This is a genomic window from Rouxiella badensis (assembly GCF_002093665.1).
GTDB classification, from domain to species: Bacteria; Pseudomonadota; Gammaproteobacteria; order Enterobacterales; family Enterobacteriaceae; genus Rouxiella; species Rouxiella badensis.
This window is the reverse complement of record NZ_MRWE01000015.1, coordinates 25203-47989: the sequence shown is the minus strand read 5'-3', so window position 1 is coordinate 47989 and position 22787 is coordinate 25203. Positions and strand designations below refer to the sequence as shown.

The 22787-nt window shown below is 57.3% G+C and carries 12 protein-coding genes; 10 read left to right on the top strand and 2 right to left on the bottom strand.

The window, feature by feature from the left end; translation table 11 throughout:
* The first annotated feature begins 58 nt into the window (after window positions 1-58).
* The 9 genes from BS640_RS10700 to BS640_RS10660 all read left to right on the top strand — a co-directional run bounded on the left by BS640_RS10700 (window position 59) and on the right by BS640_RS10660 (window position 11337).
* Window positions 59-691: an RraA family protein gene (locus BS640_RS10700; protein ID WP_017491747.1), complete on the top strand. Its 633-nt coding sequence runs from the start codon at window positions 59-61 to the stop codon at window positions 689-691.
* A gap of 72 nt (window positions 692-763) precedes the next feature.
* Window positions 764-2104 (top strand): MFS transporter, encoded by a 1341-nt coding sequence (locus tag BS640_RS10695; RefSeq protein WP_017491748.1) that lies wholly within the window; start codon window positions 764-766, stop codon window positions 2102-2104.
* A 49-nt stretch (window positions 2105-2153) separates the two neighbouring features.
* Complete coding sequence (locus BS640_RS10690) at window positions 2154-4241, top strand: hydantoinase/oxoprolinase family protein (RefSeq protein WP_084912539.1); 2088 nt, start codon at window positions 2154-2156, stop codon at window positions 4239-4241.
* A complete protein-coding gene (locus tag BS640_RS10685) occupies window positions 4241-5923 on the top strand; it encodes a hydantoinase B/oxoprolinase family protein (protein WP_017491750.1) in 1683 nt (560 codons plus the stop codon). Before BS640_RS10690 ends, BS640_RS10685 begins: the two co-directional genes overlap by 1 nt.
* A 2-nt stretch (window positions 5924-5925) precedes the next feature.
* Complete coding sequence (locus BS640_RS10680; RefSeq protein ID WP_017491751.1) at window positions 5926-6720, top strand: SDR family oxidoreductase; 795 nt, start codon at window positions 5926-5928, stop codon at window positions 6718-6720.
* Between the two features lie 67 nt (window positions 6721-6787).
* Entirely contained in the window at window positions 6788-7945 is a 1158-nt protein-coding gene (locus BS640_RS10675) for a pyridoxal phosphate-dependent aminotransferase (protein ID WP_017491752.1), read from the top strand.
* A 105-nt stretch (window positions 7946-8050) separates the two neighbouring features.
* Window positions 8051-8623: a TetR/AcrR family transcriptional regulator gene (locus tag BS640_RS10670; protein WP_225741477.1), complete on the top strand. Its 573-nt coding sequence runs from the start codon at window positions 8051-8053 to the stop codon at window positions 8621-8623.
* A 167-nt stretch (window positions 8624-8790) separates the two neighbouring features.
* Window positions 8791-10062 (top strand): Glu/Leu/Phe/Val family dehydrogenase, encoded by a 1272-nt coding sequence (locus BS640_RS10665; protein ID WP_017491754.1) that lies wholly within the window; start codon window positions 8791-8793, stop codon window positions 10060-10062.
* Window positions 10063-10287: 225 nt separating this feature from the next.
* Entirely contained in the window at window positions 10288-11337 is a 1050-nt protein-coding gene (locus BS640_RS10660; RefSeq protein ID WP_017491755.1) for an LLM class flavin-dependent oxidoreductase, read from the top strand.
* Between the two features lie 131 nt (window positions 11338-11468).
* Here the strand turns inward: BS640_RS10660 and BS640_RS10655 are convergent, their stop codons facing one another.
* On the bottom strand, window positions 11469-20039 hold the full coding sequence (locus tag BS640_RS10655; RefSeq protein ID WP_420916430.1) for a glycoside hydrolase family 94 protein: 8571 nt from the start codon (window positions 20037-20039) through the stop codon (window positions 11469-11471).
* Window positions 20040-20303: 264 nt separating this feature from the next.
* Between BS640_RS10655 and BS640_RS10650 the strand changes: the two genes are divergently transcribed.
* Window positions 20304-21209, top strand: coding sequence for a DMT family transporter (locus tag BS640_RS10650; protein WP_017491758.1), 906 nt, complete (start codon window positions 20304-20306; stop codon window positions 21207-21209).
* A 51-nt stretch (window positions 21210-21260) separates the two neighbouring features.
* On the opposite strand, the gene pdxR is transcribed toward BS640_RS10650, so the two are convergent.
* Window positions 21261-22745 carry a MocR-like pyridoxine biosynthesis transcription factor PdxR gene (gene pdxR, locus BS640_RS10645; RefSeq protein ID WP_084912538.1) on the bottom strand — a complete coding sequence of 495 codons (1485 nt, stop codon included), beginning with the start codon at window positions 22743-22745 and terminating at the stop codon, window positions 21261-21263.
* Window positions 22746-22787 lie beyond the last annotated feature (42 nt).

Genomic DNA, 22787 nt, shown 5'->3' with positions numbered 1-22787 from the left:
AACATTCTCATTCGAGAATTGCTTTTCATTTTTATTCCCTACGTTGAGGTCTGAGAAAATGGCATTAGAAACAGCAGAAGTTCGTATTGCTCCACGCTGGAAACGTCCCTCAAAAGAGTGGCTCGATGCTTTCGCCGCTTTTCCTGTTGCCAATATCGGCGACGCCATGGAACGCCTGAGTATGTGTGACGCAGGGATTATTCCCCTGACCAATCACACCGCCTTTACCGGTTTTGCATTTCCGGTACAGGTTACGGCGGGCGATAACGCGGCGGTGATCATTGCTCTCGACTACATCGAAGAGGGCGACGTGATGATGATCAACGGCATGGGGCACATCGACCGTGCTCTGGTGGGCGAGCAGTTGACCCAGCGCTTTCAACACGCCGGAGCACGCGGTCAGGTTATCGACGGTGCAGTGCGCGACAAAAAAATTATTGAATCAACTGATTTCCCAACCTACTCACGTGGCACGAGTCCTGCAGGGCCTTACAAGAATGGTCCGGGCGTGATAGGCGAACCGGTTGCCATCGGCGGCGTGGTTTGCTGTGCGGGCGACATCGTCGTTGCCGACGACGACGGCATCATCATTATTCCTTTCTGGAGAGCAGAGGACGTCCTGGAGAAAGTCAAGGAAGTGGCAAAACGTGAAGCCGAGATGACCGCAGAAGTCACCGGACAATACCGCTAAATCACAGCGCACAAGACCGGCCCAGCCACCGTTTTGGGCCGGATTTCATCACTACTTTAGCAGGGCAGAACAATGAATAAATCTCAGGTTGCATCGATGGATTACGCTTTGCCGGCGAGAGACTCGGCAAAAAACAATATCGTCAAACGTGCTTCACTGGCGGGCGGCGTGGGATCCTTTGTTGAGTGGTATGACTACGGCATTTACGGTCTTCTGGTGAGTACGCTGGTGCTAGTGTTTTCCGCCAGCAGCATGAACACCTCTGACGCGGGGCTAATGCTGACCTACGTGGGCTTTACGGTCAGTTTCGTTGTTCGTCCTTTCGGTGGCGTAATTTGTGGATACCTGGGCGATAAAATGGGCCGCCAGAAATTACTCGCCATCCTGCTGTTGATGATTTCACTGGCCACGGCGGCCATCGGCCTGTTGCCAAGCTATGAAAGCATCGGCTGGGCAGCGCCTGCCTTGCTGATTTTACTGCGCGTGGTACAGGGTTTCTCGGCAGGAGGAGAAGTCTCGGGTGCCGGCTCCTTTGTGGCGGAATATGCCGAAGATGACCGCCGTGCGGTCGTCATGTCGCCGCTGGTGATGGGGTCGTTCATCGCCTTGTTGTTCGGTAGCCTGTTAATAAGCGGCCTGATTAATATTTACGGCGCCCAGGCGATGAGGGACTGGGTATGGCGCGTGCCGTTCCTGTTGGCTATCCCGATGGCACTGATCGGCGTTTATATCCGCACTCGCATTCAAGATACCCCTCATTTTCAGATGGTTAAGCAGAATAAAGCGGTAGTGCGCAACCCAATCCGCGAAGTGCTGACCTCTAAACGTCATCTCAAGGCTATCGCGTTGGCGGTGACCTTACCGGCCGTCAACGGACCCGGCTACTACGTGCTGTTCGTTTATATGCCGACCTATCTCAACAAGGTGATGCATTTCGCTCAGATACAGAGCCTGATGGTCACCGCCTGTGGCCTGCTGACCATTATCGGCGCTATCCCGATGATGGCCTGGCTCTCCGACCGTCTTGGCCGTAAGCCACTGCTGATTGCCTCGGCGATAGCGATGGCCCTGCTGGCTTATCCGTGCTTTTGGCTGCTGACGCTGGGCATGATGCCGCTGGCCTGTATGGCCGCGATTCTGCTGGCCTTTGCCTTCGCCGGTCATGCGGCGGTCATTCAGGCCACGCTTGCCGAAATGTTCCCAACTAACGTGCGCTACAGCGCCTACAGCATCGGCTTCAATCTTTCTACGGTGATTTTTGGAGGCTCTGCGCCGCTGCTGATGACCTGGCTCATCGGCCTCACCGGTATCGCCAGCATCCCGAGCTACATGGTTATTATCACCGCGATGCTGACCCTGATTAGTACCTTATATCTCAAAGAAACTGCCGGTAAGCCGCTGCGTGCGGAGTAACGGACCCCGAATGCGTTATCAGAGCAACTGAACATCTGTCGAGGTAATTATGAAACACACGTCAACATGGCGAATGGGATTTGATATTGGCGGCACGTTTACAGATCTGGTGCTGCTAAACGACGAAACAGGCGTCGCGCTTCGTCATAAAACGTTGACTACGCCGCACGATCCGTCCGAGGGGGCTTATACCGGTCTGACTCAGTTGGTCGAGATGGCAGGGCTTGAGGCCAGCGAGATCCAGACGATTACTCACGGGACTACGCTTGCGATTAACGCACTGCTGGAAAGACGCGGCGCGAAAACCGCCTTCGTCGTCACCCAAGGTTTTCGTGATGTTCTGGTGCTGGGGCGTGAATATCGCTATGACATTTATGACCTTAACGGTGCACCTGCCGCGCCGTTAATCCCCCGTTCACAGGCCTATGAAATCAATGAACGCCTGACCAGTAAAGGTGACGTTGTCACACCGTTGGACGAGCAGGAAGTGGTCACGTTGGCGGCAAAACTGCGCGATGAGGGCTACGAGGCCGTGGCCGTGCTCTGTATGCATGCCTACGCCTGGCCCGAACATGAGAATCGCATCGAAGCCATTTTGAGTCGCGAACTGCCGGGGGTTTCAATTTCGGTGTCGCACAAAGTTTCCCGCGAAATTCGCGAATATGACCGTGGCGTGTTGACCGCCATGAACGCCTTCGTGCAGCCCAAAGCTCGCAACTACATGGCGCGTCTTGAGCAGAAGCTGCGCGACGGCGGTTTCATTTGCGACTGGCTGGTGATGGGCTCCAACGGTGGCCTGATGGCTCCGCAGGTCGCGGCGGACTTTCCCACCCGCATCATCGAGTCCGGTCCTGCGGGGGGTATCGTGGCTACCGCCGCGTTTGCCCGTAAGAACGGTCACAGCCAGGTGCTGGCATTTGATATGGGCGGCACCACGGCGAAGGCCTGCGTTGTGCGCAACGGCGAACCTTCCATTACGACCGACTATGAGGTCGGGCGCGCCGACCGTCTGTTGAAAGGCAGCGGGTTGCCGGTGAAACTGCCGGTGGTCGACATGATTGAAATCGGTGCGGGCGGCGGCAGTATTGCGCGCGTTGATTCGCTCGGCCTGCTGGAAATAGGTCCCGAAAGCGCCAGTGCCTACCCAGGGCCGGCCTGCTATGGACGTGGCGGCGAGTTGCCTACCGTTACCGACGCCAATCTGGTCCTCGGCCTGCTTGACCCAGACGCCTTCCTCGGTGGGCGGATGACCCTCGACGTTGCTGCCGCCCGCAAGGCTATTTCGCGTATTGCCGAGCCTTTGGGCCTGAGCATCGAAGACGCGGCGTGGGGCATTCACGAAGTGGCCAACAGCAAAATGGCCGAGGCGCTGCGCACGCACTCCGTTGAGAAAAACGTCAGCCCGCACCAGATGACCATGCTGGCCTTTGGTGGCGCAGGCCCGAGCCACGCCTGGTCACTTGCCAAGATTCTGAGCGTTAAAAAGGTCTATTTCCCGAATGGTGCTGGCGTGTATTCCGCCTTTGGACTGCTGACTGCACCGCCGAGCGCCGACTTCGTGCGCAGCGATCGCTGCCGTCTACAGCCCGGTATCGACATGGCGGCCGTGCATCGTACTTTCGCCGAAGGGTTTGATGAAGCCTTTACCACACTGGCCGCAGCCAACGTAGAACCGGCTACCGCCAGCACGCAAAAACTGTCCGACGTGCGCTACGTCGGACAAGGCTCGGAGCTGACCGTCAGCCTGCCGGGATCCTTTATCGAACAGGGTGACGTTGACGCACTGATTGCCGCCTTCGAAGACGCCCATTTTGCTCGCTTTGGCCGTACGCTGAAAGGACAGGGCGTGGAAGTGGTCAACTGGCGTGGCCGCGTTCAAACCACGCCACCGCAGATGAATACCAGCGACAAGCAGGCTCAGCCAGACGAGGGCGCGCAGGAGAAAACCCTTGCCGTTTATCTGGGCCGCGACGAAGGGTTCAGCGATTGTCGCGTCGTGCCGCGTAGCCTAATGGTCACTCATGCCTGGATTGATGGCCCTGCATTATTGCAGGAGAAAGAGTGTGCGATTTATGTCGGACCCGGTGCGTCCGCCATGCTTGATGAACAAGGCAATATTCTGATGGAGCTGAAATAATGACGACCTCAACCCCTGATAACCTGCGTTTTCTGAATGACCCGATCAGCCTGAGGATCACCTGGGACCGTCTGGTCAGTATCTCTGAGGAGGCGGCCGCGACGCTGGTCAACATGGCCTTCTCAAGCATTATTCGTGAGGTAGGCGACTATTCTTGCCTGCTGATGGACGCCAAAGGCAATTCGCTGGCGCAGCCAAAAACCAGCGTTCCGGTGTTTATCGGGACCTTACCGGCGACGGTGCGTCATCTGCTGGCGAAATATCCGGCCGAGACGCTCAAGCCGGGCGACAGCCTGATTACCAATGATCCCTGGCTGGGAACCGGCCACCTGAACGACGTCACCATTGTCACGCCGGTGTTCCGCGACGGTAAACTGGTGGCGTTCACCGGCTCGGCGGCACACATGTCCGACATCGGCGGCTCGCTGAATATGGGCTCGTCGCGCGACATGTTTGAAGAGGGCTTCCTGATCCCGCCAAGCAAACTGATGCTCGAGGGCGAGGTGAATCAGCAGCTGCTGGACCTGCTGCTGGCTAACGTGCGCTCACCGGATCAGGTGGAGGGCGACCTGCACGCAATGCTTGCTGCCAACCAGATTGGTGCCAACGGCCTGCTAGGCCTGATGGATGACCTGAAGCTCGACTCGGTAGAGCCGCTGGCGGAGAAAATCCATTCCCTGACTGAAAACGCGATGCGCAAGGCGATTGAGGCGGTGCCGGACGGACGTTATGAGGCGGCGGTCGATATTGGCGATTACGAAGGCGACATTCACCTTAACGTGGCGGTGATTGTCGACGGCAGCAACATCACGATTGACTACGCCGGTTCGTCCGCCGAATCCCTGTTCGGCAGCAACTGCCCGATGTCGTTTACCTACGCCTACAGCGTTTATCCGCTGAAGTGCCTGCTGGAGCCGCATCTGCCGAACAACGAAGGCTGCTTTAAGTCGATCACCGTGACCGCGCCGGTAGGCTCTATCGCTAACGCCCGTCCGCCGTGCGCGGTGGAAATGCGTAACCGCGTAGGACACATGGCGCACGCCGCCATCTTTACCGCGCTTTCAGAAATCATGCCCGAGCGCGTGATGGGCCATTCCGGCAGTGCGCCGGTGACCTGTGACGTTTTCGCCGGTCAGTTTGACGACGGCCGCCGCTTTGTTGAAAGCCTTTGCGTTAACGGCGGTACCGGCGCGCGGCCTTCTGCCGACGGAATCGTGACCGGTTTTCCGGGCAACATGTCATCGACGCCGGTCGAGCTTATCGAGTCCGCGACGCCGCTGCTGTTTACCGAAAAATCCATCGTGCCGGACTCCGGAGGCGCAGGTCGCTATCGCGGCGGCGTGGCCCAGCGCATGGTGATCCGTAACACCAGCAAATTCCCACTCTCGCACAGCATGTTCTATTCGCGTCAAAAGCATCCGGCGCAGGGCGTACTGGGCGGTGAAGCAGGTGCGCCTAACTTTATTGCCATCAACGGCAAACAGCTGGAAAAACCGGTCGGTCGTCACGACGTGTTCCCGGGGGATGAGGTCACGATTCAGATGCCAGGCGGCGGCGGTAAAAGCCCGGTTGCTGAACGCAGCAAAGCGGCCATTCTGTTTGATTTGCAGGAAGGCTACATCACCGAAGAAGGCGCACTGCGCGACTACGGCGTCACTATCGAAGAATTGGCAAGGGGCTGAACATGGATTCATTACAAGGAAAAGTCATCATCGTTACCGGTGCAGGCAGCGGGATTGGCAAGAGCTCGGCAGAGCTGCTGGCGTCGCGCGGTGCGAAGGTGGTGCTGGTGGGGCGTCGTAAAGAGGTGCTTGAAGGCGTGGCGCGCGGCATTCGCGAAAACGGCGGTCAGGCCTGGAGCTGTGCGACGCATATCGAAAATAAGGACGAGGTTCAGGCGCTGATTAGCTGGGTCAACGGCGAGCTTGGCACGGTCGATATTCTGGTTAATAACGCTGGCAGCGCCAGCAAAACGCTGAATGCGCGCTGGATTGAAGAAGAGGAGTGGCAACAGGTGCAGGACGTCAACCTCAAGGCCGTGTTTCTGCTGACACAGGCGGTGCTGCCCGGCATGTTGGCGCAGAAGAATGGCACCATCATCACCGTGTCGTCGCTGGCGGCGCTGCGTCCAAACCTGCTGGGCGGTGCGGCTTACGGGGCGGCCAAGGCCGGCGTGCGCAACTTTATGACTTACCTGCACAATACCTTCCGCAACGACGGCATCCGTTCAACCTGCATCCTGCCGGGCGAGGTAAATACCCCGATTATGGATAACCGCGCGAATCCGCCAACGCAAAGTATTCGCGACAACATGGTGCAGCCGGAGGACGTCGCCGAGGCAGTGGTACTCTGCGCTGGGCTGCCAGCCCGCACGGTGATTGAAGAACTGATCGTCGCGCCTACCTTTATGCGTGATATTTCGGGCGACCTCGAGCTGAGCCGCTGGAAGGGTGCACCGGCTGATTTATCAGCCAAATAATCATCTTTCGGCGAAACGTTCAAGGGTGGTGAGCCTTCGCCGAACTTGCAAAAATTAAGGGTGAAACATGTCTTCTTTAGCTAAAAAATTCACGGCCTCCGAGGCTGTATTACGTATCGAACGTACTTCTTTACGCGTGCAGCAGCCAGCCTCCAGCGGCGATATGGTCTCGCTGGCGATGGGCGAGCCAGATTTTGATACCCCGCCGCGCATCGTGCAGGCGGCGGCCGACGCCCTGAAAAACGGTTTTACGCACTATGCGCCGTTGCTGGGGGACAAACTGCTGTGTGAAGCTCTGGCAGAAGAGGTTTCGGCCCAGTCGGGGTATCCGGTGAAACCGGGCGAAGTGCTGGTCACCCACGGCGGTACCGCAGGGTTGGCGGCGGCGATTCTGTCGATGGTGAATCCGGGCGATCGTGTCGTTATCCCCGATCCGACCTATTCTCTGTACGCCGATCTGGTTAACATGGCAGGCGGAATTTGCGTGCCAATGCCGTGCAAGGCTGACCTGCACTGGGACCTCGAGCTGCTGGACCACTGCCTTGAGGGCGCGAAGCTGTTCGTCTTCTGTAACCCAGGCAATCCGACCGGTATCGTGCATACGCGTGAAGAGATTGAGACCCTGGGCCGTCTGGTGAATCAGCACGATACGCTGGTCATCGCCGATGAGGCCTACAGCGACCTGGTGTTTAACGGCAAGCCGTTTACTTCGGTGTTGCAGGTGCCAGCGTTCCGCGGTCGTACGCTGTTTTGCCAAACCTTTTCAAAAAGTTATGCCATGACAGGTTGGCGCGTAGGTTATCTTGCTGGTCCGGCTGATATGATTGCCGCCGCCGCCCGCGTGCACAATTCCGTCAACGGCTCGGTCAACACCGCCGTCCAGCGTGCGGCGGTTGTGGCGCTGAAGGAGTGCAAGGATGATGTCAAACGTATGTATGATGTTTACCGTGAACGCCGCATTCTGATGATGGAAGGCCTGCAGGCCATCCCCGGTTTAAAACTTAACGAACCGGAAGGCGCATTTTACTGCTTCCCGTCATATTCGTTGCCTATTCCGGCGATCGATATGGTGGCACTGCTGCGCGAACAGGGTATCGCCGTGCGTCCGGGCAGTGAGTTTGGTGCAGCGGGAGAAGGGCATCTTCGCCTTTCCTACGCCGCCAGCAAAGAGGCGATTGCCGAAGGGGTCAAGCGGCTCAAGCGCGGGCTGGCATCACTGGGTTGATTCATTATTGGACATTCCACTAATGGCGTAAGTACAGATTGAAACAAGGCAGAGAGTGAAATGGCAAAAACCATGCGTAGTGATACCGAAAGGAATCGAAAAAACTTGATCCAGGCTGGTGCGCGGCTGTTTGAAGTCTCGGAAGGCCCTATCAGCATGACGGAAATCGCCAACGAAGCCGGGGTTTCCGTTGCGACTGCCTATCGCCAGTTTGCCTCGGTCGAAGAGGTGTTGAACACCTACCGTCAGGAAGTGGGTCAGCTGCTGCTTGAATACAGTCAGGAGCAGACCGGTAGCGGCCTCGAAAGGCTTGAGAAGGTCAGCCGCTACTGGATAAAACTGGTGCGGCAGCGCGGCGCGGCGATGGTGCCGATGCGTAACCGCCGGGGCTATCTCGAACGTCTGTGGGAAGGCGCGGAATACCTGCTGGTGCAGGCGAATTCTGTCCGTCCGGCCTTGCGTGACGCGATGGCGGAAATGAGCCTTCCGGATATCGGTGATAAAGCCGTGTTCCTGTGGAACATTCTTTTTGACCCACGTGAGATTTTTGACCTGTTGGATACCGTTGGGCTGAGTGAAAAACAGGTGGGAAGCCAGCTGATGTCGGTACTTATTGGCGGACTACAGGGCTTCGCACACGCCAATTCATTCTCTGTGGAAGATTATCGCGTTAAATAATATCGTCCCTTGCCGCAGGCGCGCCCTGCGGCAAGGGGCAGAATCTGCTATCTACCTGAATAGCTTACTGAATAGTCGTTAAAAAATAACACACATTTTTATTATCACTCACCGGTGAGGACTTTCTTCGCCTGAATGATGAGCCCCCTAAATTAAGAGGTTAAATAATGACTGCGCTTTCTTACGTTTCGGACGATGCAGATTCCGCCTGGGCAACCTATTTGGCGCAGGTTGAACGCGTGCTGCCCTACCTCGGTGACCTGACCCGTTGGGCGGACACGCTGCGTCACCCTAAAAGAGCCTTGATAGTCGATATCCCGCTGGAGATGGACGACGGCTCGGTCCGCCACTTCGAAGGATATCGGGTGCAGCATAATCTCTCGCGGGGACCGGGCAAGGGCGGCGTGCGTTTTCATCCTGACGTCACGCTGGAGGAGGTGATGGCGCTTTCTGCCTGGATGACCATTAAAAGTGCCGCGCTCAATCTGCCGTTTGGCGGTGCCAAAGGCGGGGTGCGCGTCGATCCCCGTGAGCTTTCGGTGAAAGAGCTTGAGAGGCTGACTCGCCGCTATACCAGCGAGATTGGCAACATCATTGGGCCGCAGCAGGATATTCCCGCGCCCGACGTTGGCACCAATGCGCAGGTCATGGCCTGGATGATGGACACCTATTCGATGAACGTCGGTGCGACCACCACCGGCGTCGTGACCGGCAAACCGGTTCATCTCGGTGGGTCGCTGGGGCGCGTGAAAGCGACCGGCCGTGGGGTATTTGTTACCGGCATGGCGGCGGCGGCGCGCATTGGGCTGGACGTTGCAACCAGTCGCGTGGCCGTGCAGGGGCTCGGTAACGTCGGCAGCATTTCTGCCGAGCTTTTCTATCAGCAGGGTGCGCGTATTGTCGCAATTCAGGACCATAGCGGTAGCCTCTATCGAGAAGAAGGTATTGATATTCCGGCTTTATTAGCGTGGCAGCGCGAGCATGGCAGCATTGCCGGATTCACTCAGGCCGAGTCGATACGTGACCGTGATTTCTGGCTTAAAGCGTTCGATATCCTGATACCGGCCGCGCTCGAAGGGCAAATCACCGTGGAGCGCGCCAGAGCGCTCAACTGTCGACTGGTGCTGGAAGGCGCTAACGGACCGACGCTGCCTGCCGCCGATGATATTTTGCGCCAGCGCCAGATTACCGTGGTGCCTGATGTCATCTGCAATGCCGGTGGCGTTACCGTCAGTTATTTCGAATGGGTTCAGGATTTCTCGAGCTTCTTTTGGAGCGAGGAAGAGATTAATCAGCGGCTCGACTGCATCATGAAAGACGCATTGTCCGCAGTGTGGAACAAGGCTGAAAGCCTGAGCGTGACACTGCGTACTGCCGCCTATGCCGTAGCCTGTGAGCGTATTCTTATGGCGCGTAAGGACCGGGGACTTTATCCGTAACCGCGTTGCATCACGACGGGTGATTGCGTCATCGCGTTTTGTGATACCGAATACTAATAATAATACTGCCTCCCCAGCAGAAGTCGTGGTCTCTTTTACCCGCCGTTTGGCGGGTTTTTTTATCTTCTATTTGTGCTAAGCATCGCCGTTTTATGCATTTAACTTTGTAAATTCTGTTACGCATAATGGCCGAACTTTGATTTTCACGCTTAGGGACAACCGTTTATGACGCAGCTCAACATTTCTCATCTCGCTTTCCTCACGCCCGGCAATTACCCCGATGACGCACCCTGGCAAGGTCTTGAAGAGACTCTACAGCTGTTTGAGACCGGTGAACGGCTGGGCTACAACGGTGCCTGGGTTCGCCAACGCCATCTCGAGCACGGCGTTTCGTCGGCCAGTACCTTCCTGGCCGCCGCCAGTCAGCGTACCAGCACCATCGAGCTGGGTACGGCGGTCATTCAGGTTGGCTACGAAAGCCCGTTCAGACTGGCGGAGGACCTGTCGACGGTGGACGTGCTGTCGCACGGACGTTTGAACGTCGGCTTAAGCGCCGGTCAACCTGCTCATGCCGAGCTGTTAGGGCCTGAGGTTTTCGATGACCACTGGCGAGCGCAGGACTTTTCGTATCATCGCGTTACGCGGCTTATCGACAACCTGAGCGGTCGCTACCTTGGTGACAAAGAGAGTTTTATCGAGTCTCCCGGTAATCGCCAACGCCCAAGATTGCAGCCTTATGCGCCGGGACTGACCGACCGCCTGTGGTACGGCGGCGGTTCGCTGCGTTCCGTAAAATGGGCGGGGTCGCAGAACCTGAATCTGTTAATTGGCAATCTCACCTCGGGTGAGGGAACCGACGATTATTACACCGCGCAACTGCGCCAAATTGAGGCTTTTCGTTCGGCATTGCCAGCCAACGCAGTGCGAACACCGCGCATAGCACGCGGTAGAGTCGTGGTGCCGTTCGACAGCGCCGATGCGGCGACCCGCAAGCGCTACGCCGATTTTGCGGCCTCACGTCATGCGCGCACGCTCTCCCCACAGGGCGAACGCCGTACGCTGTTTTCACCAGACCTGGTCGGAAGCGCCGACCAAATTCTCGAACAGCTTCATCAGGATCCGTTGCTGCACGAGGTTGAAGAGCTGCGCATCGAGCTGCCGTATGAGTTCAATATCGACCAGTATCAGCAGATTCTGACCGACTTCATCACGCTTATTGCCCCGGAAATTGGCTGGAGTAGGGCAACACCGGTTGACTATCGCGCGACGGCTTAGCCATAAACCCTAAGCAACCGACCGTTGTCGAAAGAAAGAAAAATGCCATGGTTACTGAAGAGTGTGGCTCAGGGGCAGACCGCCCGGCCTGCCCTGAGACTTTTGGGGTGTGAACACAGACTGCTTTTTGTCTAGACCCAGACTTCTACGACGTGAGAACTGCCGTCGTCTTTGACGGGGATCATCCTGTCAGACAAAGGTTGGCCGTCGAGCGTCACGCGTCGCTCGTCCTCAGCGCGTTTCACGGTTATCTGATACTGACTGCTGCCTTGTTGATAAGTGAGCGTCACCTGCGGCCAGTGGTCGGGAAGCTGTGTATTGATGGCAATGCAGTCGCCGTGACGCGTAATGCCCAGCAGTGACTCGACTATCAGCCGATAGGCCCAGCCGGCCGAGCCGGTATACCAGCTCCAGCCGCCGCGCCCAACGTGTGGCGTGACGCTGTAGATGTCAGCTGTCATCACGTAAGGTTCAACCTTATAGCGTTCTGCGGCTTCGCGGGTCAGGCTGTGGTTGATAGGGTTGATGGCGGCCAACAGCTGCCATGCGCGACGCGTTTCTCCCATCTCTGCAAAGGCCATCACCGCCCAAATCGCACCGTGGGTGTATTGCCCACCGTTTTCGCGTACACCGGGCAGATAACCGCGAATATAACCCGGATTCGGGCCTTTATCGTCGAACGGTGGGGTCAGCAGTTTGATCAGCCCCGCGTTTTCATCAACCAGGCGTTGGTCAAGCGCATGCATCGCCCGCTGGGTCCGTTCGGCATCCTCTGCGCCCGCAAGCACCGCCCAACTTTGCGCGATAGCATCGATTTGGCACTCGGGGTTAAGGTGTGACCCCAGCGTTTCTCCGCTGTCGAAATAGCCGCGCAAATACCACTCACCGTCCCAGGCGTGGTCGTGAAGGTTTTTCTTCAGTTGAGCGGCCTGTTGACCGCAGAGAGCGACGATGTCGGTCTGACCGAGCTTGTCGGCGAGCAGGGCGAAGTTTTGCAGCACCTTGAGAAGGAAGAATCCAAGCCACACGCTTTCACCGAGCCCTTTAATGCCCACGTTGTTCATGCCGTCGTTCCAGTCGCCGCTGCCCATCAATGGAAGTCCGTGTTCACCAAATTTCAGGCCGTATTTAATCGCCCGCACGCCGTGCTCAAACAGCGATTCACTCTGCGGACTGAGCTGAGGCTGGCCATAGAATGACTCCTCGTCGGCGGCCAGCAGCCGCGTCTCGAGATAGGCCACGGGCTGGTGGACCACGTCAACGTCCTGAGTTACCTCAACATAATGACAGATGGCCAGCGGCAGCCACAGGTAGTCGTCGGAACAGCGCGTGCGCACACCTTTACCGGACGGAGGATGCCACCAGTGTTGTACGTCGCCCTCCAGAAACTGACGTGAGGCGCAGAGTAAGATTTGTTCGCGCATCCTCTCGGGCGCGGCGTGAGCCAGCGCGAGAGTGTCCTGTAGTTGGTCGCGGAAGCCAAAGGCACCGCCGGACTGATAATAGCCGCTGCGCGCCATAATCCTGCTCGCGAGGGTCTGATAGATAAGCCAGCCGTTGACCAGCAGATTCACCGCGGGTTCTGGCGTGGTGACCTGAATTTTGTCGAGCTTTTGGTGCCAGTGATGGTGAGTCTGACACAGTGCTTTACGGGCAGACTCTTGATTCAGGAATTGCTGAATTAACTCACCGGCCTCCTGAGCGTTTTTGCCTACGCCGAGTGCGAACACCAGCGTTCGTCTGTCGCCGTCGATAAGTTTGGTCGCAGACTGGACCGCCGCACAGGCGTCGAGCGCGGAACCGGTTTTGTTGGAAAGCCTTTCCTGTTGCAGGGCGGCAGGTGCGGCCAGCGAGCCGTTGCGCCCTAAAAATTCACGGCGGTCACCGGTGACCGAACAGTGAACGCCGGTGACAGCGAAAAAGGCGGTGCGTTCGCTTTCGGGGGTGCCGTAATAGTTGGTGGCCAGCACGCCGCAGCCGAGGTTGACCTCGGCGACTCGGGTAGCGATGTGCATTTCAGATTTCGCGCGCAGGTCGGCCAATACCCATTCAACGTAGCCGGTGGCTGAGAGCTTGCGCGTTCTGCCGGAAAGGTTGCTTAGCGTCAGAATAAACAGTTTCACCGCGGCGTTCTCGTCCACCAGCACGGTCATTTCGCTGTCGATGCCCAAATGACGATGCTCAAAGACGCTATAACCAAATCCGTGGCGGCAGAGGTAGTCGCCGTCGGTACGCACCGGCTGCGGCATCGGTGACCAGATTTCGCCGCTCTCTTCGTCACGCAGATAAAACGCCTCACCCCCGCTGTCGCTGACGGGGTCGTTCTCCCAAGGCGTAAGCCGATACTCGTGGGCATTTTCGAACCAGGTATAGGCCTGCCCAGATTCTGAAATCACACTGCCAAAGTTGTCGTTGGCCAGCACGTTGGCCCAGGGGGCCGGCGTATCCTGACCAGGTCGAAGCACAATCTGGTATTCACGACCGTCGGGTGAGAATCCCCCCAGCCCGTTATAGAACGCCAACGAGTCGGTCGGAAACTCGCGCGCAGGGCTGGCGAGCGGAGGGAGATTTTTCAGCGTTTCAAGCTTTGGCTGCATATGAATCAGCGGCTGCATTTTTTTGCTCATTCGGTCAGTGAGCTCGCCGTTGCGATCGTCGATAGCGACGGCGGCCACGCTCATCAAAAGCGTCAGGTCTTCTGGCGGAATGTGCTCGGTAATACGCACGAATATTCCGCCATTTTTGTCAATAAGCCCGGACTCAGAACCCACGGCGATGCGGTCGAGAATTTCGTTATGCAGGTCCTGCTGATAGCCCTCATGGGAATCATTGAGGATAACCAAATCTACCGGTAACCCTTTCATTCTCCAGTAACTGTGGGCCTGGATAAGCGTAGTCACCAGTGCGATATTTTCAGTTTGGGTGATGGAAAGCAACACGATAGGCAGGTCGCCGGAAAGCGAATGGCTCCACAAGGCAGACTGTCCACGCCGGTTGCGGCTGAGGATCAAGGCATCTGGTCGCATCTCGGCGCTAGGGAAGATAATCGCACCGGCAAGCTGGTTGTAGAGGTTGGCCTGCTCTTCGGTCGCGTTAATCTGGCGCAGCGCCACCTGGCTGTGCGAGCGTGCGATGGCAAATACGCGGTCGGCGATGTTGTTGTCGCGGTATTTTTCCATCATCGACAGGCTCTGCAAACGTGTTTCCGCAATGCCGTAGACCAGGTCAACGACCAGCGGGATCCCGGGCTTGAGTTCAACCTGCTGGCGGATAGCGAGAATGGGGTCGAGTACCGCACCGGCGCTGTTATCGAGCAATCCTGAACGGCTCATCGCCAGAGGGGATGACGGTGTCCGGCCACGTCCGACAAAGGCCGCACGGTCGGTGGAGAAGGAGGTCTCACGCTCCGTCTCGCCGTGAATAGCGGTCATGTGGAACAACCACGGGCAGTCCTCGTTTTCTTCACGCGGGCGGCGATGACAGAGAATGCCTTCTCTGTCAGGCACCAGCTCGGTCTGGACAAACAAGTTACTAAAGGCCCGGTGCGCCATGTCGTTAGCCAAAGGCGCAAGTACCACCTCTGCGTAGGTGGTTATCTCGACGATGCGCGGTTGACGCCCACGATGTGTCAGGGTCAAACGCCGAATCTCGACGTCATCTTCCGGTGAGACCACGATTTTGGTTTGAATGCTCAGCGAGCCTTCAATGCGGGTGAACTCGGCGGCGGCGTCGGTAAACACCACCTGGTATTGTCCGTTTTTCTTCCCCGCCGGCTGCCAGGTATTACTCACCACTTCACCGGTGTTTGGGTCAGAGATATAGCAGAAAGTGCCGTAGTTATCGCGCGTTGCGTCTGCACGCCAGCGGGTCAGGGCCAAATCTCGCCAGGTGCTGTAGCCACCGCCTGACTGTGTCAACATCAGGTGATATTGGGTGTTCGACAGTAGCTGAACCTCTGGCGTTGGCGTGTCAACGCGCGTGAACTGCCGCGGTTCGACACTAACCGATTGCAGCGCATCAATGGTGTCAAACTGCCTGCGTGGACTGTACATGGTCGGTGCGTCCGGCACGCGTTCCTGCAACAGCAGCAGGGCCGACTGGAAGGAAGGATTCTTTACGAAGCGCTCAACCATCGGTGCATCGAGCAGCGTGTGAGACAGCGCGAGCAGGCTCATGCCCTGATGGTGCGCCATGTAGGTGCGCACCAGCGAGAAGTTTTCTTCGTGATTGAGCCGCGATCGCGAGTAGTCCAGCGCCTCATAAAAGCCATACTTACCGCGTGCACCAAGAGTTTCAAGGCGCAGCAGGTTGTCACAGGCCTGCTGCGGTTTGACCATCAGCGCCATCACCGAAGCATAGGGCGCGATGACCATGTCCTCGCCCAAACCGCGTTTCAGCCCTAACCCCGGCACGCCGAAAGCGCGATACTGGTAGTTTTGGGCGGCGTCGAAGGCCGCGTAGGCCGATTCGGAGATGCCCCACGGGACGTCGTTTTCTTGCCCCCAGGCAATTTGGCGGGCAACGGCGGTGCGGCCCATTTGCAGCAGCAGAGAGTCTGGGTAGGTTGGCATCACCAGCTGCGGCATCAGATATTCGAACATCGAACCGCTCCACGACATCAGCGACGGCTGTCTGTCGATCAGCGTAAACAGCCGCCCCAGCGCAAACCAGCTCTTCAACGGCAGCTGGTTGGTCGCGATAGCGAAATAGCTGGTCAGGCGAATCTCTGACGGTAACAGGTCATAGTTACCGCCGTCGAGTTTGTTAGTGTCACAGTTATAGCCCACGCTCAGCAGTTGGGTTTCTTTCTTATACAGGAAGTGGAAATCCATACGGGCGTGATCGGTGAGACGCAGTTCAAGCTCGTTAATCAGCACCAGTCGCTGTCGCGCCAGATGGGCGGTCTCCTCAATCAGCGCCTGATCCAGACCCGGTACTTTATTCTCCAGCTGCGACAACCACAGCAGCGAAGGCAGTTTTTTGTCCCGTGGCTCGTTCTTCATCCAGGCGAACAGCTGCGACCACTCGGTGCAAAATGCCTCCAGCTGGCGGTGAAGCTCGCGCAACCCGAGGCTCTCGGTGCCATTATGCTGCAACAGGTCTGTCGCAATGCCCAGCATGGCTTCGAACTCGGGATAAACCCTGTGAACAGGGCGCCGCACGGCCTTGGCCCAACGTTGGCGCATCAGGCTCAGGCCTTCGCGCTGTAGCGGGTTGGCCTCATTCTCAATCAGCAGCAGGGTATCTTCGAGGCCCGTCAGAACCTGTTTGATGTCGATAACCGGCTGATGGCGAAGCGCAGCGATACCGGTGGACAGCACCAATAAATGTCCGGCCAGATTGCCGCTGTCAACGCTCGAGATATAGCGTGGATTGAGCGGCTGAAGGGTACGCGTGTCATACCAGTTATAAAGGTGACCCCGGTAGTGCTCGAGCTTGTCCAGCGTATCCAGCGTAAGGTTAGTGCGCTGAAGCAGTTCCCCCTGTGTGATATAGCCAAAGTCCATTGCCGTTAAATTCGCCAGCAGGGAAAGGCCAATATTGGTCGGTGAGGTGCGGTGAGCAATCTTCGGCTCAGGCACTTCCTGGTAGTTATCCGGTGGCAGCCAGTTTTCCTGCTGATTCACAAAGGTGGAGAAATAGGACCAGGTCTCGCGGCTAGTGCGCCGCAGGAAGGTGCGCTGGGTGCAATCAATTTCAGCCTTGGGTTTTTCTGGCTTGCGACTGAGCCAGCCGAGCAACAGCGGGGCCACTATCCACAGCAGGCCTAACGCCATCGAAACCGGCAAAAACGGCGGATTGATGTGCTGGGTCAATGCCATGATAAGCACACCCGCGAGTGGGTTAACCCACATGATGCGATACAGATTTTCTGCTGACAGCAGAAACTGTGGCTTGCCGTCCTGCCCACTGCTGGCCCATTCATGCAGCCGACGATGGCTAACGTTAAGCCGCCAGAGGGTCACCACAATGGCCTTTAAGGTATAAGCGCTTTCATGCGGCAGGGTGGCAAGATAGATACCGATGCGTGCCAGCCGCGATAAAATACCGAGCGCGACCGATTTTATATGCGGCAAAAGCTGCACCTGCGCACCTTTGTTCAACAGGTTCAGTGCCAGCGCGGCCGCACTCGGCAACAGCAAAAGGGTGGTGATAAACAGCAGCCAGTAAAGCGTGTTGGGCGCCAGCAACAGTGCAGCAAACAGCATCATCAGTAACGCGGGGGCGGCGAGGCTCCGCCGCAGGTTATCGAGCAGTTTCCAGCGTGACAGCATGCTTAACGGGTTCGGGCAGCGGGTTCCGTCGGCCTGTTCTACGCGCAGCCGCAGCCAGTTTAGCAACTGCCAGTCACCGCGTATCCAGCGGGTTCGCCGCGCAACGTCAACCAGATAGTTGGCGGGATACTGCTCATACAGCACCACGTCGCTCAGTACCCCGGAGCGAGCATAGCAACCCTCGAGCAAGTCGTGGCTTAACACCAGATTCTCAGGGCAGGTATTGTCGGTCGCGCGGGTAAACATCGCCACGTCGTAAATGCCTTTGCCGACGAATGATCCTTCACCGAAGATATCCTGATAAATATCGGATGACATCGAGGTATAAGGGTCAGTGCCCGGCAGACTGCTGCACACGGCAGCGTAACGACTCTGCCCGTAGCGGGGGATCTCCTCGGCGAGCCGCGGCTGGAGAATGCTATAACCTTTGACCACTCTTTTTAGCGCCGGGTCATAGACCGGACGATTAAGCGGGTGCGCCATCGCCGCAACCAGCTGATGCGCGTGGTCGCGAGGTAGCAGCGTGTCGCTGTCGAGCGTAATGACATAGCGAACGTATGAAAGCTGGGCCTGAGTTGCGCCGACCAGGGTGGTAAACGTACTCTCCTCCCCGAGCAGCCAGCGGTTCAGGGCGCTCAGCTTGCCGCGTTTTCTTTCATAGCCCATCCATACGCCCTGCGAAACATTGAGCTGACTCTCGCGATGCAGCAGCGTGAAGCGGGCGTTATGGTCGGCGTCATAGCGGCGGTTGAGCTGAATAATGCGGTTGCTGGCGTAGTTGAGCAACTGCTGATCGAGTTGCAAAATAGCGGTCTTGCTGTCAAAAAAGTCGGCGATGAGCGCGAAATAGAGATGCTGATGAGTATTGCCCAGATAGCAAACCTCAAGGCTTTCTATCAGCTTGTCAATGCCGCTTCGACTGCCCAGCAGGCAGGGAACGGCAACCAACGTGGCGTATTCTTCAGGGATATGCAGTGAAAAGTCCATTTTCGGCAGTGCGCGAGGCGTGCGGCTGCGGCTGGCGGTTTCATTAAGCAGGTCCATGGTGAACTGGCTGCACATAATGACAATCGGCAGCAGCAGGAGCCACATCGTCCAGCCCATCCCGCTCTGATCGCTCTCGAACAGTAAATTAGCGGTCAGGGCGGTGATAAGCAGACTCAGGCTGCCAAGCCACGACAGCAGGGGCGTTTTGTTCATCTGATGACGGAAATAGTTCATCAATGAATAGCGGATATTCAGCGTTTTTTCGAGCTCGCTGCGTCCGGAATCGACCAGATAGTACCCGACGTGCTGTTGGCTGCCTTCTGGAGAGCGCTGACTCATCCCGATGACATGCCGGGCGATTTCCTCTTCGCTAAACGGGCAATGGCGTGCCAGTTTCTCGATGACGTGACGATAGTTATCACGGGTGGCGAAAGACATGGCCGGATAAATTCCGGCCGGATCCTCGTGCAGCACCTTTTCAACCACCGAGACGCTCTCGGCAAAGTCAGCCCAGTTCATCTCGTTCAGCTTACGCAGTCCCGCAATGCTGTTGCTCACCGACAGTTGGCTCAGCGCCAGCTGCTGATTGAAGCGCACGATGAGTTCGGCGGAGGTTAAGCCAACGTCGGCGAGTCGTTGTTCAATCCAGGTCAGCGGCAGCGCCAGCATTGAACCGTGTCCCTGAAGACGGCGCACCAGTTCGGCAACAAACGCGTTGGTGCGCGGCGGGTTGCTGCGTGCCATATCGGCAATCACGATGATGAGACCGGCCGGATCGTTCTCCGCGCTTTGCTGCATCTTGTTGGCCCAGCTTTCGGCAAGATTACGTTCGCGCTGCGCCTGGGTTACCTCGATACTGATACGCCGCAGGTTTTCGATAAGTGCCAGGCGCAGCATTCCCGGAAAAGCCCATAGCTCGCCGAGTCGCAGCGGGGTTACCTGCTGGTAGGCATTGATAAAGCGCGTCAGGGTACAAGCGTCCCAATGGCCATCGCTGTGGGCAATAGCCTCGGTGGCGATGTCGTAAATACGCGGACAACTCTGTGGGCTAACCAGCGTGGGCAGCCCCATACCGAAGTTTTTAGGCAACAGCTGGCGCACCAGCCTGATGTGTTCTTCAATCAGGTAGAAGTTATCGAGCAGCCACTCACCGGCGGGTGCGATACTTTTGTCTCCCCCGGCGCTGAGAACGTTACAGTTGTCCGAGAGGATCTTTTCACTCTCGGTGAGCCGGTTCAGCAAATAGTAGGGCGCCTTTCTGGTCGAAAGCTTGTGCGATTGAGCCAGTTTCTCTCCGAACCGCTCCATCTGGTCGATGGAAAAAATTTCTGCGGCGAGGGGGGCAACTTCGCTGCCGTCCTTGCGCTGTGCGGGTGTTGTTCCCTGTGAAGCCTGGGGATCTCTTCTGTTCTTAATCCATTGAACGAAAGCCATTTTCAAGAAAATTTCCTCGCGCGTACGCAAGAGGATCGAGCATAAGAAACGTAATGAGTACGCACAACAAGAGGTGAGCGAGGCCGAATTGCACGGCGTTGAAAGCGGCTAGGTCAAAAAATAGCCATATAGACTCATTGTAGCAGTGAAAGCCCTTTCTCCAAGGTGTTACGGTATTCTGGCTCGTTCATTTTGTCCTAAAGTGGTTCTTACCCTAATCCACTTTTTGGCTGAGAATCTCTGCTTCGACAATCAAGGAGCAGGGTAATAATGGAGAGTAAAGCACAAACGATTTCGGTAGGTTCAGGAAGGGTAGAAACAACCCCTCGCGGCTGGATAAACGGTTTCATCGGGATGCTGATTTTTAGCGGATCGCTTCCCGCGACGCGCATTGCGGTGATGGAGTTTGATCCGCTGTTTCTGACGGCGGCCAGAGCGGTGATTGCCGCACTGTTGGCGCTGAGTGTTCTTACCTTCACCCGACAGGCACGTCCGGGGCGTAAAACGCGGGTGCCGCTGCTGTTTGTGGCGGCCGGGGTAGTCATAGGATTCCCGCTTTTAACCGCACTTGCCCTGCAGCATACCACGTCGGCTCATTCTCTGGTCTATATTGGCTTACTTCCTTTATCTACCGCCTGTTTTGGCGTGCTGCGCGGCGGTGAGCGGCCAAGGTTGGGCTTCTGGCTGTTCTCGATTTTAGGTGCCGTTCTGGTGGCAGGCTACGCAATGCAGCATGGATCGGCGGGTTCGTTGACCGGCGATATGCTGATGATTGCTGCTATTCTGCTCTGCGGACTGGGCTACGCCGAGGGTGGCGTGTTGTCGAGAGTGCTCGGCGGTTGGCAGGTCATTTCTTGGGCGCTGGTGATTTCATTGCCGTTAAGCGCGGGCGCGATGCTCTATACCGCCCCGCACGGCTGGCCAGTAGTGTCACCTCAGGCCTGGATCGCGCTGGCCTATGTGTCGATATTGAGTATGTGGGTCGGATTTATTTTCTGGTATCGCGGTCTGGCGATGGGCGGCATTGCTTCTGTCGGACAACTCCAGCTGTTGCAGCCTTTCTTCGGACTTGCGCTGGCGGGATGGGTGCTGCATGAAACCATCGAACCCTCGATGATAGCCATCATGGCTGGCGTGCTGGTTTGCGTGTTTGGCGCAAAAAGGTTTTCACGCTGAGCATCGGCTCCGTCGGCGCACCGGTAGCGGCGGCGGGGCCATGCTTTTGTTTTAAGGCGCTATGCGCTGAATTATCGCGGCGAGTTTCTTAACCGCGCCGATAATGGCTTCATCGGTAAAGCCGCCTAGCCCGAGGATAAGTCCAGACCTCTCGTTGCCCGCTGAGTACATCGGCGATACCGCGCGCACCGAAACGCCCGCCGCGATAGCGTATTGAACAACCTCCACATCACGTATCCCCTTGTGTAGCCACAGCACCATATGCATTCCCTGATCGCCCGGTTGAAGCACCGCCAGCTCCGGCGCCATATGCCTTATCACGGCGTTTATCAGCACCTCTCGTTTTTCGGCATACACGCCGCGCATTCTGCGAATGTGTCGGTCAAGGTGTCCCTCTGCCATAAAGCTGGCCAGCACGTACTGATCGGCGCTGGGGGGGTGACGGTCGATCAACATTCTTGCGCCCAGATAGGCATCGACCAACGGCTCGGGGACCACCACATAGCCAAGTCGCAGCGAAGGAAAGAGTATTTTGCTGAAAGTGCCGAGATAGATAACCCGCTCTGGGGACAGCCCCTGCAAAGAGGGGAACGGATGCCCAGCGTACCGCAGCTCAGTGTCATAGTCGTCTTCGACAATCCATGAACGATTGGCCTTGGCCCAGTCGATAAGGGCAAGACGACGCGCCATGCTCATTGGCATGCCGACCGGATACTGATGCGAAGGGGTGACAAACGCAGCTTTGGCGTCTGCGCAAAGCTCAATCCCGCGGGTAACGTTGAGCCCTTCGACATCAAGAGGGACGCGGATCATCTGCGCCTGACGGCCGGTGGTTTCAAAAATGGAGGTGATACCGTGATAGGCAGGATCTTCAACCCAGACCTTCTCCCCGGCATCAAGCAGCACCTGACTGGAAAGATAGAGACCCTGCTGAGTGCCCGCGGCAATGATGACCTGTTCGGGGGTGCAGTGCACCGAACGCGATTTTCGCACGTATTCGGCAATGGCTTCACGCAAAGGAAGCGCGCCTGCGGGAGACGCATAGCCTGATGGAGCGCCGGGGCCTTTGGCACGAATGCGATTGCCCAGACGCCGCCAGATATCATCGGGCAACGTGCTGCCAGCAGGAACGGAAACGGCAAAGGGCACCGGTTCCAGCAGTTTGATTTTCCCGCCGGCAAGTGCGTAGCGCTCTGCCTGAGCAGAGAGCGCCGGGGGCTGCTCCAGGTCTTTTCCCCGCGGGGTAACCGGCGAGGAAAGCTCGGAGAGCTCGTTGGCCACCCGCGTCCCCGAGCCTCTCACCGCCTCGAAGAAACCTTCGGCGATGAGTTGTTCAAATGCCTCAATGACCGTGCCGCGTGCCAGCCTCAGCGAAGACGCCAGTGTCCGAGTCGAGGGCAGTGGGTCACCGGCTTTGAGTTCGCCACGCTGGATAGCTTTTTTCAAGGCACGCGCCAGCTGCAGGCTGAGTTGACCCGCCTGGCGGTTTAGCTCACCGATGGCGGGAATATCTATCGTCTTGGCTTTTCTGGGCATCCTGGACTGTTCTTGAGGTTATCTGGCTTAGCCATTTTTATT

Coding starts and splice junctions, on each gene's coding strand:
- BS640_RS10700 (WP_017491747.1), top strand. CDS start 59: ATGGCATTAGAAACAGCAGAAGTTCGTATTGCTCCACGCTGGAAACGT.
- BS640_RS10695 (WP_017491748.1), top strand. CDS start 764: ATGAATAAATCTCAGGTTGCATCGATGGATTACGCTTTGCCGGCGAGA.
- BS640_RS10690 (WP_084912539.1), top strand. CDS start 2,154: ATGAAACACACGTCAACATGGCGAATGGGATTTGATATTGGCGGCACG.
- BS640_RS10685 (WP_017491750.1), top strand. CDS start 4,241: ATGACGACCTCAACCCCTGATAACCTGCGTTTTCTGAATGACCCGATC.
- BS640_RS10680 (WP_017491751.1), top strand. CDS start 5,926: ATGGATTCATTACAAGGAAAAGTCATCATCGTTACCGGTGCAGGCAGC.
- BS640_RS10675 (WP_017491752.1), top strand. CDS start 6,788: ATGTCTTCTTTAGCTAAAAAATTCACGGCCTCCGAGGCTGTATTACGT.
- BS640_RS10665 (WP_017491754.1), top strand. CDS start 8,791: ATGACTGCGCTTTCTTACGTTTCGGACGATGCAGATTCCGCCTGGGCA.
- BS640_RS10660 (WP_017491755.1), top strand. CDS start 10,288: ATGACGCAGCTCAACATTTCTCATCTCGCTTTCCTCACGCCCGGCAAT.
- BS640_RS10650 (WP_017491758.1), top strand. CDS start 20,304: ATGGAGAGTAAAGCACAAACGATTTCGGTAGGTTCAGGAAGGGTAGAA.
- pdxR (WP_084912538.1), bottom strand. CDS start 22,745: ATGCCCAGAAAAGCCAAGACGATAGATATTCCCGCCATCGGTGAGCTA.